The sequence below is a fragment of the Bacteroides oleiciplenus YIT 12058 genome, assembly GCF_000315485.1.
Taxonomy (GTDB): domain Bacteria; phylum Bacteroidota; class Bacteroidia; order Bacteroidales; family Bacteroidaceae; genus Bacteroides; species Bacteroides oleiciplenus.
The window spans coordinates 831,461-845,642 of the sequence record NZ_JH992940.1; the positions used below are offsets into that span (position 1 = coordinate 831,461).

16 protein-coding genes are annotated in these 14,182 nt (G+C 38.2%); all 16 read left to right on the forward strand.

Annotation, left to right across the window (positions count from 1 at the left end):
• The first annotated feature begins 1 nt into the window (after position 1).
• Entirely contained in the window at positions 2 to 784 is a 783-nt protein-coding gene (locus tag HMPREF9447_RS03585) for a 3'-5' exonuclease (protein ID WP_009128158.1), read from the forward strand.
• 11 nt (positions 785 to 795) lie between these two features.
• Positions 796 to 1,065: a hypothetical protein gene (locus tag HMPREF9447_RS03590; protein WP_009128159.1), complete on the forward strand. Its 270-nt coding sequence runs from the start codon at positions 796 to 798 to the stop codon at positions 1,063 to 1,065.
• Positions 1,066 to 1,127: 62 nt separating this feature from the next.
• Positions 1,128 to 1,628 carry a hypothetical protein gene (locus HMPREF9447_RS03595; protein WP_009128160.1) on the forward strand — a complete coding sequence of 167 codons (501 nt, stop codon included), beginning with the start codon at positions 1,128 to 1,130 and terminating at the stop codon, positions 1,626 to 1,628.
• Positions 1,618 to 1,776, forward strand: coding sequence for a hypothetical protein (locus tag HMPREF9447_RS28355; RefSeq protein ID WP_009128161.1), 159 nt, complete (start codon positions 1,618 to 1,620; stop codon positions 1,774 to 1,776). The genes HMPREF9447_RS03595 and HMPREF9447_RS28355 overlap by 11 nt, the downstream gene beginning before the upstream one ends.
• A 3-nt stretch (positions 1,777 to 1,779) precedes the next feature.
• The gene (locus tag HMPREF9447_RS03600; protein WP_009128162.1) at positions 1,780 to 2,070 is read left to right on the forward strand and encodes a hypothetical protein; all 291 of its coding nucleotides are present in this window, start codon (positions 1,780 to 1,782) and stop codon (positions 2,068 to 2,070) included.
• Positions 2,067 to 2,630 (forward strand): glycoside hydrolase family protein, encoded by a 564-nt coding sequence (locus HMPREF9447_RS03605; RefSeq protein WP_044137408.1) that lies wholly within the window; start codon positions 2,067 to 2,069, stop codon positions 2,628 to 2,630. Before HMPREF9447_RS03600 ends, HMPREF9447_RS03605 begins: the two co-directional genes overlap by 4 nt.
• The gene (locus tag HMPREF9447_RS03610; protein ID WP_009128165.1) at positions 2,623 to 2,841 is read left to right on the forward strand and encodes a hypothetical protein; all 219 of its coding nucleotides are present in this window, start codon (positions 2,623 to 2,625) and stop codon (positions 2,839 to 2,841) included. The genes HMPREF9447_RS03605 and HMPREF9447_RS03610 overlap by 8 nt, the downstream gene beginning before the upstream one ends.
• Entirely contained in the window at positions 2,825 to 3,439 is a 615-nt protein-coding gene (locus HMPREF9447_RS03615) for a DUF6549 family protein (RefSeq protein ID WP_044137410.1), read from the forward strand. Before HMPREF9447_RS03610 ends, HMPREF9447_RS03615 begins: the two co-directional genes overlap by 17 nt.
• Before the next feature lie 3 nt (positions 3,440 to 3,442).
• Complete coding sequence (locus HMPREF9447_RS03620) at positions 3,443 to 3,661, forward strand: hypothetical protein (protein ID WP_009128169.1); 219 nt, start codon at positions 3,443 to 3,445, stop codon at positions 3,659 to 3,661.
• Between the two features lie 172 nt (positions 3,662 to 3,833).
• Positions 3,834 to 4,268 carry a DUF5675 family protein gene (locus HMPREF9447_RS03625; protein ID WP_009128171.1) on the forward strand — a complete coding sequence of 145 codons (435 nt, stop codon included), beginning with the start codon at positions 3,834 to 3,836 and terminating at the stop codon, positions 4,266 to 4,268.
• A complete protein-coding gene (locus HMPREF9447_RS03630) occupies positions 4,268 to 5,854 on the forward strand; it encodes a phage terminase large subunit (RefSeq protein ID WP_009128173.1) in 1,587 nt (528 codons plus the stop codon). Before HMPREF9447_RS03625 ends, HMPREF9447_RS03630 begins: the two co-directional genes overlap by 1 nt.
• A gap of 4 nt (positions 5,855 to 5,858) precedes the next feature.
• A complete protein-coding gene (locus tag HMPREF9447_RS03635) occupies positions 5,859 to 6,878 on the forward strand; it encodes a hypothetical protein (RefSeq protein WP_009128175.1) in 1,020 nt (339 codons plus the stop codon).
• 718 nt (positions 6,879 to 7,596) lie between these two features.
• Positions 7,597 to 8,136 carry an RNA polymerase sigma-70 factor gene (locus HMPREF9447_RS03640; RefSeq protein ID WP_009128178.1) on the forward strand — a complete coding sequence of 180 codons (540 nt, stop codon included), beginning with the start codon at positions 7,597 to 7,599 and terminating at the stop codon, positions 8,134 to 8,136.
• 58 nt (positions 8,137 to 8,194) lie between these two features.
• A complete protein-coding gene (locus HMPREF9447_RS03645) occupies positions 8,195 to 9,196 on the forward strand; it encodes a FecR family protein (RefSeq protein WP_009128180.1) in 1,002 nt (333 codons plus the stop codon).
• Positions 9,197 to 9,335: 139 nt separating this feature from the next.
• Entirely contained in the window at positions 9,336 to 10,283 is a 948-nt protein-coding gene (locus tag HMPREF9447_RS03650; RefSeq protein WP_009128182.1) for a glycosyl hydrolase family 18 protein, read from the forward strand.
• A gap of 553 nt (positions 10,284 to 10,836) precedes the next feature.
• Complete coding sequence (locus tag HMPREF9447_RS03655; protein WP_009128184.1) at positions 10,837 to 14,178, forward strand: TonB-dependent receptor; 3,342 nt, start codon at positions 10,837 to 10,839, stop codon at positions 14,176 to 14,178.
• Positions 14,179 to 14,182: the final 4 nt, after the last annotated feature.

The window sequence follows — 14,182 nt, forward strand, 5'->3', positions numbered from 1 at the left end:
TATGGCAGCACCTAAAATAGAACCTAAAATCTTCGTCGGAATTGTACTTGATTTCGAGACAGGAGGGTTGGATTGTACCAAAAGTGCATGTACACAGATAGCAATGCATGCAGTCCGGATGGACAACTGGCAGGTCATTGACCGCTATGTCAGGTACATTCAACCATACGATAAACAGGAAATTGGAGGCCCGGCCAAACGTAAGGTCTTAAAGAACAAGCGTGAACTGGAACTGGAAGGCTTTGGGCGATCACAGCCAATGGGCTATGACCAGGAGGCATTGGCTTATTCCGGTATCACTATGGACATGCTTATCCAGCAGGGTGTGAATATCCATGAAATAGCAAAGGATATTATCCGCTTGGGCGAGCGCTGTACCTTAACCAAAGGAAAGCAAACCAAGCCGGTGTTGATAGGACAAAATATCACATTTGATATAGGCTTTCTCCAGCAAATTATAAACTATGCGGGATTAATAAAAGACTTTGAGAAGGTGTTTGCAGGTACTACAGACTTTTATGGGAACTTTCAACCCCATTATATCGATACCATTGACCTGGGACGATTGTGCTTTGCACATAATCCGGAAGTCACCTCTTATCAACTGGAATTATTAGCTGAACGGCTGGGGATTGAGCTGGAGGATGCACATGACGCCGACGCAGATGTTGAAGCAACGCATCATGTAGTTGCTGTTTGTTCTAATCGTTTAAGGATGAACGGAGAGAGCGGAGAAACTTTGCTGCCCAGAAAAGAAAAAACAAGAATGCACTTTAAAATCTAAGCTCTAAGCATATGGAAGACGAGGAAATAATTTCATTCAAAAAAGAAAGTGACAAGATGCTATTCGGGGTACAAGGGTATGACGGTAACGAACTGATGGCCGCTATTACAGGGTATGATCTGAGAATTGCCTTCAACATGAAACTAATCAATTCCCTGGCTGATGCGGAGAGTTGTGCAGATGCCTTGGCAGATATTTTCTATCAATCATTAATGGAACAACTGATTGAGAAAAAGTCTGAAATTATACAACCTGTACCTCCTGAAAAGTCTATTCTTTGAAAAGAGCCATAAGTCCGGTTTCTACTTATGCCGGACTTAGTTCAAAATCATTTATTGAAAGTATGAAAAATGAAAAAAAATGTGACGATACAGAACAGCGGCTAACCCGTGAAGAGGAAGAGTTCTGTAATCTTTATGTATGTGGAGGGATACAGTTCGCCGGACAACATGGCAAATGTTATAAAGAGGTTTTCTATGCGGACGAAGATAAAGCTCTAATGTCCGGAAGACAACTGCTGGCCAAACCATATATCCAGGCTCATATAAAAAAACTTGTTGAAAAAACACATGCAGATATGGAGACCATTGCAGTTAAGTTACAGGTTGCAGAGACATTGAAAGCCGTTATGGAGGAAACTGCTACGGGCAATTACGAAGACAAGTTTGGGGTAAGTCTGTCACCGGCACCTCTCAGGGCAGTTTCAGTAAATGCCGCCAAGGCTTTGATGGAGCTTTATCCAATCAAGCATTCACAAGAGGCAAGATTCAAGATTGAGGGTGAAAGTGGTGTAATCTTTAATGTTGTCATACCCGCATCAAACAAACACGAGAATGACTCCTGATAAAAGAAAGAACCTGGAAAGAGGAATCTTTATGGTGCTGATAACAGGATTAGCCCTCTACGGATTAAAAGATGTCGATGCGGCAGAAAAGATGATTCGTGCTTTGACAGACGCTTTTGCTTTGCTTTTTAACTCAATAAATACCTGACACATGACACAATTTAGAGAATTCGTCCTTAATAACTTCAAGACTTTGACCGCTGTTGTAGCCTTTATCGTAACAATGTACGTTCAGCACATGAATAATATATCACGGATAGCCGAACTGACCGACAAGTGCACCTCACTGGAGATGAAGATCAATGACCAATACGAGAAGATAGATGCCATCAAACTGGATAAAACCGTATTTGAAGCAACTATGGCACAATTTACATCCATGAGGGCTGACCTGAAAGAGATGCGGGAAGATATCAAGGAACTATTAAAAGGTAACCATTGAATAGAAAGGTGATTCTATTATGCCCGCTGCTTTTGTTAATCCAGGATTCTTTTCAGATAGGAAGAAAAGAATGTATTGTTGATTTACATAAAACAACGGACTTCCAGCAACCAGAGATTGACTTATTTGAGACGGCGGTTGCCTGCATCAAAAAATATGAAGGCTGGCATTCACGAGAACATTTCCCATATGTCGGATATGGGCACCGCCTGCTCAAAGGAGAAGCATTTGACCATCGGATTTCAGAAGAGTTTGCAGACTTGCTCCTCAGAAAAGACCTTCGTATAAAATGTGGGGTATTCCGTGATTTTGGAAGAGACTCACTTATTCTAGGCACTTTAGCCTATAATGTGGGTGAATACAGACTTTTAGGGTTCGGGAAAAAGCTGAAATCCAATTTAATAAGAAAACTGGAGAAAGGAAACAGGGATATATACGATGACTATATTTCATTTTGCCACCATAAAGGGAAAGTAGTTCCTTCCATAAAAAAGAGAAGAATGGAGGAATACAGATTATTGTTTAATTGTAAATATATTAATAACAAAAACTATGATTAATGTAGGTGATGTCGTTACGATAAAAATGTCGGAAGCTTTAAAGTTTGACAGATTAACCACTCTCGCAGGTCGGGAAGCAGAAGTCTTGGAGGTATTGACCTCTATCCAGCGGTTGAATAAAGGATATCTTGTCAAACTGACGGGAGAACCTTATCTGGGTGATGATATCTGGTTCATTCCACAAGAATCCATTGATGATGAAGATGAATAGGATCAGCATAACAACTATTGTCATCTTGGCTGCAGCATTGGTTACAATTCACTTATTAAGGGTACAGATAAAACACCTGAAACAAGAACGTGACCGCTATTCAGCAAATACGGAATCTCTTCTTTCTGATATAAAAAGACTGAAAATCGATTCTTGCACAAGGGTTGTTGAAGTACAAACCCTAAAACTTACAGTTGATGAATACGAAAAATACAGGGCCACCGATGCTGCTCAGATAAAGAAAATGGGAATACGGATTAAGGATTTGGAAGCCGTAGGTAAACATCAAATAACTGTGGATGCACCTATTCAGGCTGAAATTCGAGATTCTACTATCGTTTACGATACTATAACAGTTTCAATCCGTAAAGTAGAAATGGATACTCCTCATTTGAAACTGGATGGAACGATTGAAGATAACCTGTTGAAAGGTAAGCTATATCTGCCTGTTAATTTACAACAGGCAATTTGGTTAGAGTATAAACACAAATTCTTATGGTGGAGATGGAAAGTAAAGGCTGTACACCAAAGTATAAGCAGCGATAATCCTTATGTTTATATTAATTATTCAGAGTTTATAAAAATTCAAAAGAAATAAAGTATGATTTGGAAAAAGTCTTTTAAAGGGAAAATCGAATGTGCAAACCGTGTGTTTAACGCTACTATTGAAAAATTGAAGCGTATTCAAGCTGACATGACGGTACAGATAGAAAAAAATCAAACTAAAATACAGAATATTAAAGATGATAATGAAGAGCTTGAAGGTATGAAGAAGAAAGTTACAAGGCAAATTGAGGAAATTGGAAAGTTTTCTATATAGAAGTCCACACACTCTAAACAAGGTGTTCACTTCGAACACCTTAAATTATTTTAGAAATTGAATCTTATACAATCATATTTTGAATATTCACTAAACCAGCGTCTATATTCATCTAAACTAATCTAAGATAAAAATCTATTCGTTCATATATAACCTTAACCATAACACAAATATGAAAATCACACTGAAACGAAAATTCTATGGGAAAACGTATACCATAGGAGATCTGCTGATAGATGGAAACTTCTTTTGTAACACTATCGAAGATAAAGTGCGTTCACTGCCATTAGCATGTCCAAACACTTCTATAGGTATTGCCTGTAAATGCAAAGGGAAAGTGTATGCCCAGACTGCTATCCCGGCAGGTATCTACAAAGTTACTATGGAGTACAGTCCTAAATTCAAACGCAGACTTCCTCTATTGCATAATGTCCCTCACTTCATCGGCATTTTGATCCACAGCGGAACAACGGAAAAAGATTCTGCCGGATGTATAATCATTGGCGTCAATTCTGTAAAAGGAAAAGTACTGAATTCTCGTAACACATCTGACGCTTTGAATCTATTGCTGGAGAAAGAAAAGAATATAACGATTGAAATAATCTGATGGGGGGTATAAGATTAAAAGCCCCCAGGAATCTTAAAATTGACTTTTGTCCATCTCCTAAGCAATACGAACTTTGGAAACTACTCCAGCCGGAATGTCCACGATGCGGTGGAGAGATTCAACAAAAACTAATAGGATACGATGCAAACCTAAATCCGCAATATAAGCCATATTGTTCCAAATGTGGTAACCATAATGTCCCTCAACTGATTTTAGGCGGGGGAGCTGCTGGTGGTGGTAAAAGTTATTTGGCAAGTGTGTGGCTGGTAAGTAGTTGTATCCGTTTTCCTGATTTACGTGCAGTCGTAGCACGTAAGACATTAAAATCACTAAAGGAATCCACGTGGAATACTATACGCATGATTATAAAGAAGTGGGGACTAGTTGAAGATCAGCATTATCATATTAACAATGTAGCCGGTACACTGAGGTTCTGGAATGGTTCAGTCATTCTCATGCTGGACTTGGCGGATCAACCTTCAGATCCCAACTTTGAAAGATTTGGTTCCATGGAAGTTACAATTTGTGCGGTGGATGAAGTCTCAGAAATCAGTCAAAAAGCTATTGAAGTTTTGTTTTCCCGTCTTCGCTGGAAAACACACGAAACTTTTAAAGTATCTAAGATGTTATTGACAACCAATCCGACTACTAACTGGATACGTGAACGCTTCGTACAAGATAGAAACGGTGATAAAGTTACAACACGTGAGGGCGAATTCTATGTTCCTTTCTCTGTGTTCGACAATCCTGACATCGCATTCCGTCAGACCTACGAGGCAGCTCTTAATAAAATCAGCGACCAGGCGACTAAGGAAAGGCTACTCTATGGCAACTGGGACTTCATTGAGGCAAACGACATGGCCATTTATAGACTATTTGACGGCAATAAGCATCTGGTTACAGGATTGAAAGAGAAAGTCTATGACCCTTCCAAACCCCTTATTACCGTATGGGATTTTAATGTAGTCCCCCATATGTCGACGTTATTGGCACAAATAGACTATGATAACAAGAAAGTCTATATTCTGGAAGAGATACTGGGTAAAGCCGAAGATAAGGAAAATAACACTCCTGGACTTGCACGAAAGATACAGAAGAAACTGTATAGGGAAAAGCATATTGGTGGAGTGGATGTGACAGGAGATCCGGCAGGGTTACAACGCTCCACCACTTCGGAAGACGGGGTAAACAATTTTACAATTATCACCGATACCTTCGGCAAGGGCATTTTAAGGCCAAAGATAAAATTGCTGAAGAAACAGCCTCCACAAACCACACGTTGTGAGTTTATCAATGAATTATTCTCAGGGTTTGGAAACTGGGAAATCCAAATAGATATAAGATGTCGTAAACTGACTGAAGACCTGCTTTATCAACTAAAAAATGAAGACGGCAGTAAAAACAAGTCTAAAGTTACCGACTCAAGAACCGGAGTAAAATATGAGAAATACGGCCATCTTTCAGATTGCCTGGATTATCTTCTCTGTTATTATTTGAGAGATATGTGGAACAAATTTAAAAATGGAGGCGACAGTTCTTCCACATTACATACAACTGTTGCCCATTATGATGGTTTTAATTACTAATACTATGTACAGACGTTTTTTAAACAACAGTGATTACCTGAGTATCATTACTCCCGAAGCTCTTACCCAAATGACAAGAGGAAACTCCGAACATTTCATTCAGGCTGAAGAATCAGCTGAGATGAGTATAACAGAGTACCTGTCAGAAAACTATGAGATAGAAGCAGAATTGAACAAAGGGAAATACATAGCAGAATATAACCGTATGATCACTTATCCTGTTGGAGCTCATATATACTATGAAGGGAAGCTATATGAAATTATACGTTCCATTTCAGGATACAAAGCACCTGCCATAGCGGATTATTGGGAAGAATATACCCATCCGAATATTAATGTAGACTCCCTTCCCCCCTATTCACAATTCGCTACTTATAAAAAAGGCGATATTATACGATATAACGCAGTTGCCTATGTTTGTTTAGATGAAAACGGATACAAATTCAGAAACGTCAGAATACCTTCAGTCTCAGCATGGCTTGAGGCTGCTTTTGTTGAATGGGAACCGATAGAATACTCTTTATGGGACATAGTTCAATTTAACGGCACCTTTTACACCCTGATATCATCAGAAGGATTCGACAATATTAAAACTCCTGTAGAAGAAGACTGCTGGGGAGCCATAGCTGACTATGATTCAGATTACAACAAATATGAGTTAAATAGTCATGAGTATGTTGTGTATAAGGGCAAAGTCTTTTATCCGGAAATAGATGTGAATGCCGACATTCCTGAAATTGGCTGCAATTTGTCTTTACATGACCCTAGAAACTATAATCTCAAAAAGCACATGTTACGTTTGGCTGTTTATGAATTAACTAAACTTATTGCACCCAATAATGTAAGTGTTGTCAGATTAAAGGACTATGAAACTTCCATGAAGTGGTTAAGTGATGCAGCAAAACTAAAATTAAATCCTCAAATACCACGAAAACTTGCCGGAGACAAGCTAGAAGTAATGGATTGGCAGATGGCTACTTTTCAGACGAAGTATGATCCATATCAAAATCCGTGGCTCACTTAATAATCGAATTTGACTAATTTCATAAGTGACTCCAATCTCCTCTAAAAAAAACGAAGCAACAAAAGGTAACAATTAAAAGAACAGACAAAAGATTACACTTCAAACAAAAAGTAGAAAGAAAAAGAATTTATATTCAAAAAATGTATATCTTTGCACTTAATGAAGTTGGGGAGAAATCCAACTTTATTTTGAAATGTAATTAATACAGCGTTTCGTAACGTCTTGATTCTGAAAAAGGTGGTGCTTTAAAGAATAACAAAACAAGATGAGTATGTAACCCGTGTGCTGATATGGTACGGGCTTACTTACTCTGTTTTGTTAGGTCGGCACCACCATACCTTCAGAATCAGAGAAGTACGGTCCGTGCCTCTTTTTTTAAGAGGAAACTTAAAAACTATCAGTATGAAAATTCACACAGGAATGTTATTCGATTGTTTTCTTAAACACTCCCAAAATCAAAACAGCCAAAAGAAGTATAGTGACAACCTATTCTACCAGGATTGTTCCTATACAATAGAAGCAACATCTAAAGATAAAAAACTACTTTTGATTATAGGTTCCCATGATACAAAGCCTTAGCTTGTCCAGCAGTTAGACTTTATACTAATATATTTTAATTATACAATAGAGTTCTGTCGCAAAAAAATACATTTTCACTTTTAATTCTTGTTTTTTTTGTCTAAATTTGCGAATAGCACAAACAAAAAAGTAGCTTTATATGACTCAAGACATTTCAGTACAACAATTCGAAAAGATATTCAGAACTCACTTTTCCCCTGTGAAGTTTTTTATATTTATGTTTCTTAAATCAGAAGCAGACGCAGAAGATCTTGCCCAAGAAGTATTTATAAAACTATGGACTAATTTTGAGGGATGGAAAGATAATGATGGAAAAGAAGGTTATATATATACTATAGCCAAAAATATAACACTTGACTTCATCAAACGCAAAAAAATAGAAGATGACTATCGGGAAGAACAAATACAGAAAAATTCTATAAATGGCCTGTATGGCTTTGCAGACCCATTGAATTCTATCTATTGTAACGAGATACGATTAATTATAAAAATGACTCTTGAACGTTTTCCAGAGTGCCGCAGAAAGATTTTTGAGATGAGCCGCTTGCACAATATGAGCAATAAAGAGATAGCCGCAGCCTTGAATATTCCAGTACGGACAGTTGAGCATCAGATATACTTGTCGCTTAAAAAATTAAGAAAAATCATTTTTATCTTATTTTTCTTGCATTTTTTTTAAGTAGTCGAAACGTTTCAGTCGTTATATATGAAAACCCGAAATTTAATATGATTATAATATGAAAAATTACTTCCACAAAATATTGTCTCTCTTCGTCGGATATAATTATTCGGAACAGACCAATCAGCTTTTTTACAGATGGCTGATTGATGATGAGCACGAAAAAGAGAAGGACGAAGCCTTACAAGAGCTCTTCCTTGAAGCAAAAAAAAAGGGAGATGTGCCCGACATAGAAAAAGCGCTCCAACGATGGAAAGAGAATAACAAGGTCACCCCTACTCTATCTCAACTACCTCAAAAGAAGAATAGAAAGTCTTTTATGTATTTGTGGCAATCAGTAGCAGCTGTATTACTCATAGTGTCTATTTCTACAGGGTATTTACTTTACAAGGAGAAAAAAAATGGTTCCGACCTTGTTCAACAATTCGCACCAATCACCCAAATGAAAACATTTTTTTTACCTGATGGAAGTCAGGTAAAAATGAATTCAAAAAGTATACTATTGTACCCCAAGCAATTTACCGGGGAGAGCCGTGACGTTTTTCTACTAGGTGAAGCCAATTTTGTAGTGAAACCAAATAAGAAGAAACCGTTTGTTGTTAAAACAGATGGCTTCCAGATTACAGCCTTGGGAACGGAGTTTAATGTATCTGCATATGCCGAGGACAAGAATATATGTACAACTCTGATAACAGGCAGTGTTCTAGTTGAATATGATAATCTAACAAAGCAGGTGTTGCTTCAGCCGACTCAACAGTTGGTATATAATAAAGAAAATCAGCAAGATATTCTAAACTATCCTGATATAGAGGATGTGACAGCTTGGCAAAAAGGTGAATTGGTATTTCGTCAGAAGACTATTATGGATATTATAGCGATACTGGAACGTAAATACAATTACGAATTCATTTATAATCTGCATAGTTTGAAAAATGACCGCTATAGTTTTAGGTTCAAAGATATGGCTCCATTATCAGAAGTTATGGATGTTATTGTCGATGTAGCTGGAAACTTAAGCTTCAAGATTCAAAATGACAAATGTTATGTTATGCAGAAATAGATAAAAGCATTGACATGAAAAATAAATGAGACGGAAAGGTATGTCGAATAATTAAAAACGAAGAAAGGAGGAATTATTATACTATTATAACGCACTGCCTAACCGGATTTTATATTAACCAATAGATAAGTAATACGACATGAAAAATTTGAGACACTTCTTTTTGCTCGCTGCGGCAATGATTGCAGGAGCTTTTATCACAAGTTGTAGTAATGAAGACTACACAGTAGAAACGCAGCAAGACACTCAACCAACTACTCGTAGCATCGATGCGACGAAAATACCCAAGTTGACTGCTTACATTGAGACCAACGACATTAATCCTTTAAATGCCGGTGAATACTATTTCACTGGTACAAATCCTCAGGAACAGGTGATTGACAATGTGATTCTGTTTGCTTCTAACATCCGAGGTACAGCAAATACTGTTCAATTATACCACAATGACAATCAAACCTATATATTAAACAATGCCAGTACTCTTATTGCCCCACTACAGGCAAAAGGTATCAAGGTATCTTTAGGATTGTTGGGAGATCACACAGGGGTAGGTTTTTGTAACCTAAGCCCAGCAATGGTTGAGAGTTTTGCACAGCAAATAGCAGCTTGTGTTACTAAATATAAGCTAGACGGCGTGGACTTCGATGATGAATACGCCAAATATTGGATGGCACCTGCCAATTTGCCAACACCGAGCACTACTATTTTCGGAAATCTTATCAAAAGAGTACGCCAATTACTACCTGGTAAGTTGATAACAGTGTTCCATTTTGGTGGCTATACTAATTTCGATGCTACTACGATGAATGCCATAAGCTACATGTGGCCTAACTTCGGCATTGACCAGAATCCTCCTGCTGGATTGGGGAACGGTAAATGGGCAAGAATGTCAATACATTGCACAAACCCTATTCCAAGTACAAGTCAAATTCAAAGCTGTGCAGCAAACTATAGCGGCTATGGTGCAATAATGATGTTCAACTTTAGGAATACGGACCACTCAGGCCTCATGAATAATTTCGCTTCAAAGGTATGGGGAGGGAAAACAGTTAGTTATACAGGTAATTCGTACACTAAGAACTATTAAACGTCATAAAGTATGTTGCAAAAAACACATCGTCAAGCGATCACTTTGTAGATAAGCGCTGTTGCGATGGATAGATTAAGACCAGGAGGAATAGATTCTTCTATTCAGAATATCTCATCATAGGTAATACTCCTGGTCTTTTTATATATTTTATCTCATTTTAATCAACCAAAGTAGTGAAAATAATAATTTTAGCCCATAGTATATATTAAAACACGACTTTTGGATGACAATATTGCCGAAAAATATATAAATATTGATTTTCTTGTTAGAATTAAAGATAGGAAAATGAGAATTTTTCATTATTCGAACCTTTTTCATGTCAGAAAAATAAAAAAATATTTCATTGAGATAACCCACTAAATATCAAACATTTATTACATATAATAATATACGAGTATCAATTATCAATTTGTATTAATCAGAAAAAATAACTATATATGTAAAAAAATATTCGCAATAGAACATTTTCTATTACGGATATGAAATCGAAAAATTTTAAGATAGATAAGTATTGCGAGTAAAAAAGTTAACAAACTAATACTTAAGGTTAATGCTACACACTTATACATTGCAAAATGATAAAAAGGTAAAAGGAATAAGATTTGTGTTATTTTTCTGTATGTTTATGATACAAACTACGGCTTTTGCCCAGAATGGTGTACAAATTACTATTCAGAAAGAAAATGTTACTGTTATTGAAGCACTGAAAATAGTAGAGAAACAATCCAAATTTTCAGTCGGATATAATGATTCGCAATTGAATGATAAACCGGCTATCAACCTCAATTTGGCAAAAGTTGAATTAGAAAAAGCCCTCTCGATTATCCTAAAAGGAACAGGATTTACGTATGAAATTAAAGGAAGTTATATTAAAATTATCCCTCAAGCCAAAACTGTATCTACAACTACCAAACAGATAACTGGTAGGGTAGTTGACGAAAAAAATGAACCTCTGATAGGAGTCAATATTCAGGTAGAAGGCACAAATACTGGAGCTATTACTGATTTAAACGGTGAATATTCCATAAAAGCTCCTTTAAATAGTGTAGTTAGTTTTACCTATATTGGCTATACTTCGTCTTATATTAAAGTTACAGACAAGAATGTATATAACGTACAAATGTTTGCTAACGTAGAGGAACTCAAAGAAGTTGTCGTAACTGCATTGGGTATCAAAAGAGAACAAAAAGCGCTGAGTTACAATGTACAGCAAGTAAAATCGGACCAACTGACGGAAGTCAAAGATGCTAACTTTATCAACAGCCTGAATGGTAAGGCGGCAGGTGTTGTCATCAATAGCAGTTCCTCAGGTGTAGGCGGTGCCAGCAAGGTTGTGATGCGTGGTTCCAAGTCTATCGAACAAAGTAGTAATGCACTTTATGTAATCGATGGTATCCCAATGTTCAATTTTGGAGGAGGAGGCGGTATGGAAAATGGTTCTCAGGGAGTAACTGAAAGTATTGCCGACATTAATCCGGATGATATTGAGAGTATCTCGGTGCTAACTGGAGCCGCCGCTGCTGCCCTTTACGGTAGCAATGCAGCCAACGGAGCTATCGTAATCAATACTAAACGTGGTAAAGTCGGTAAATTGCAGGTATCCGTATCTAGTAATACGGATTTTTCAAAACCGTTTGTGTTGCCGCATTTTCAAAATCGTTATGGTACAGGTAGTAGAGGGAAAGCAGATGGTTCCACGACTTTGAGCTGGGGGGCGTTATTGAATGACGCTTCCCGTAGAGGTTACGAACCAAGTGATTTTTTCGACACAGGGACTACCTATACCAATTCGGTAACGCTTTCCACAGGTACGGATAAAAATCAGACCTTCTTTTCTGCCGCATCGGTAAACTCAGAAGGTATTGTACCTAATAACCGTTACAACCGTTTTAATTTCACCTTTCGTAACACTACGAATTTTTTAAACGATAGAATGAAACTGGATGTAGGCGCAAGCTACATTATCCAAAATGACCGCAATATGACAAATCAAGGAGCCTATTCCAATCCGATAGTCCCTGTTTACTTGTTTCCGCGCGGTGATGATTTCAGCCTGGTCAAAGTGTTCGAACGTTGGGACCCCGCGCGTAAAATCAAAACGATGTACTGGCCGCAGGGTGAGGGCGACCTTCGTATGCAGAATCCATACTGGATTGCATATCGCAATTTGCGTACTAATTACAAAAAGCGTTACATGTTGTCCGCTTCACTCAGCTATGATATAACAAACTGGTTGAATATCTCTGGGCGTGTCCGGGTAGATAATTCCAGTACCAAATCCGAGCAAAAGCTATACGCAAGTTCTAATACTACGCTCACCGAAGGTAGCAGCCAGGGATTTTATTCTATTGGTAAACCTGACGAATCGCAGGTATATGCTGATGTTCTGGCGAACCTCAACAAACGTTTCGGGGATTTTTCACTTGTAGTGAATGTCGGAGCAAGTATAGTAGATAATAAATATGATGAATTGAGCTACCGTGGTCCGATTCGCGCGAATGGAATTCCGAACGTATTCAATGTATTCGATCTCGACAATACACAAAAGAAAGCACGTCAAGACGAATGGGAGGAACAAACACAATCCATTTTTGCCAGTGCTGAATTAGGATGGAAGAGTATGCTTTATCTTACGCTAACAGGACGTAATGACTGGGCATCGCAATTAGCAAATTCTTCTTCCACCTGCTTTTTCTATCCGTCGGTAGGACTTTCAGCAGTTATCTCTGAGATGGTGAAGTTACCCTCCGCAATCGACTACTTGAAAGTACGAGGCTCATTCAGTTCAGTGGGTATGCCTTACCCTCGTAACCTGACATCACCGACCTATGAATATGACGAAACGACCCAGACATGGAAGCCCAAAACTCACTATCCTATCGGCGATCTTAAACCTGAACGTACTGATTCATGGGAATTAGGACTTGATATGCGTTTGTTCAAGGACTTCAACTTTGGTTTGTCCTGGTATCTGGCAAATACATTCAACCAAACTTTTGACCCGAAAATTTCCGTATCTTCTGGGTATACGACTATCTATTTACAAACGGGATATGTACGGAATCAGGGAGTCGAATTGTCACTAGGCTACGGACATACCTGGAAAAAAGATTTTCGTTGGCAAACAAACTTCACACTTAGTCACAACAAAAACAAAATAATAGAACTGGTAAAAGACTATATACATCCTGAAACAGGTGAGCCCATTAATAAAGGTCGATTGGATGTCGGAGGATTAGGCAAAGCGAGATTCATCCTGAAAACCGGGGGCTCGTTAGGTGATCTCTATACGCAATCCGACTTGAAACGCGATGACAATGGAATGGTGGAAATTTCCCCTGCAGGCTCATTAATAACAGTTAATAACTTACCTGACATTAAACTCGGCAGTGTTTTTCCTAAGTGTAATTTAGCTTGGAGTAATCAGTTCTTATGGAAGGGATTCAGTATTAGTGCATTACTCAGCGCACGTATAGGAGGCATCGTTTATTCTGCTACAGCAGCCGCTATGGACCAATATGGCGTGTCCGAAAGATCGGCAATAGCTCGTGATAATGGTGGTATGCTGGTCAACGGACGTAATAGAGTAGATGCACAGACATGGTACACTGCTATCGGGTCACAAAGTGGATTGCCACAATATTATACTTACAGTGCCACTAATGTTCGATTACAGGAAGCAACCATTGGCTACACCTTCCCACGCAAATGGTTGCATAATGTATGCGACATTCAATTGTCTGTCGTGGGACGCAACCTTTGGATGATTTACAACAAAGCCCCCTTTGATCCCGAAGCCGTTGCCACAACGGGCAATTACTACCAAGGAATCGACTTTTTCATGCTGCCGAGTACACGCAACATCGGTTTGAATGTGAAAATCAACTTTTAACAGG

What these genes read in the sequence shown, in the direction of transcription:
- HMPREF9447_RS28355 (WP_009128161.1), top strand. Translation starts at nt 1,618, where the DNA reads ATGACTCCTGATAAAAGAAAGAACCTGGAAAGAGGAATCTTTATGGTG.
- HMPREF9447_RS03625 (WP_009128171.1), top strand. Translation starts at nt 3,834, where the DNA reads ATGAAAATCACACTGAAACGAAAATTCTATGGGAAAACGTATACCATA.
- HMPREF9447_RS03600 (WP_009128162.1), top strand. Translation starts at nt 1,780, where the DNA reads ATGACACAATTTAGAGAATTCGTCCTTAATAACTTCAAGACTTTGACC.
- HMPREF9447_RS03620 (WP_009128169.1), top strand. Translation starts at nt 3,443, where the DNA reads ATGATTTGGAAAAAGTCTTTTAAAGGGAAAATCGAATGTGCAAACCGT.
- HMPREF9447_RS03630 (WP_009128173.1), top strand. Translation starts at nt 4,268, where the DNA reads ATGGGGGGTATAAGATTAAAAGCCCCCAGGAATCTTAAAATTGACTTT.
- HMPREF9447_RS03595 (WP_009128160.1), top strand. Translation starts at nt 1,128, where the DNA reads ATGAAAAATGAAAAAAAATGTGACGATACAGAACAGCGGCTAACCCGT.
- HMPREF9447_RS03590 (WP_009128159.1), top strand. Translation starts at nt 796, where the DNA reads ATGGAAGACGAGGAAATAATTTCATTCAAAAAAGAAAGTGACAAGATG.
- HMPREF9447_RS03645 (WP_009128180.1), top strand. Translation starts at nt 8,195, where the DNA reads ATGAAAAATTACTTCCACAAAATATTGTCTCTCTTCGTCGGATATAAT.
- HMPREF9447_RS03585 (WP_009128158.1), top strand. Translation starts at nt 2, where the DNA reads ATGGCAGCACCTAAAATAGAACCTAAAATCTTCGTCGGAATTGTACTT.
- HMPREF9447_RS03640 (WP_009128178.1), top strand. Translation starts at nt 7,597, where the DNA reads ATGACTCAAGACATTTCAGTACAACAATTCGAAAAGATATTCAGAACT.
- HMPREF9447_RS03650 (WP_009128182.1), top strand. Translation starts at nt 9,336, where the DNA reads ATGAAAAATTTGAGACACTTCTTTTTGCTCGCTGCGGCAATGATTGCA.
- HMPREF9447_RS03655 (WP_009128184.1), top strand. Translation starts at nt 10,837, where the DNA reads ATGCTACACACTTATACATTGCAAAATGATAAAAAGGTAAAAGGAATA.
- HMPREF9447_RS03615 (WP_044137410.1), top strand. Translation starts at nt 2,825, where the DNA reads ATGATGAAGATGAATAGGATCAGCATAACAACTATTGTCATCTTGGCT.
- HMPREF9447_RS03635 (WP_009128175.1), top strand. Translation starts at nt 5,859, where the DNA reads ATGTACAGACGTTTTTTAAACAACAGTGATTACCTGAGTATCATTACT.
- HMPREF9447_RS03610 (WP_009128165.1), top strand. Translation starts at nt 2,623, where the DNA reads ATGATTAATGTAGGTGATGTCGTTACGATAAAAATGTCGGAAGCTTTA.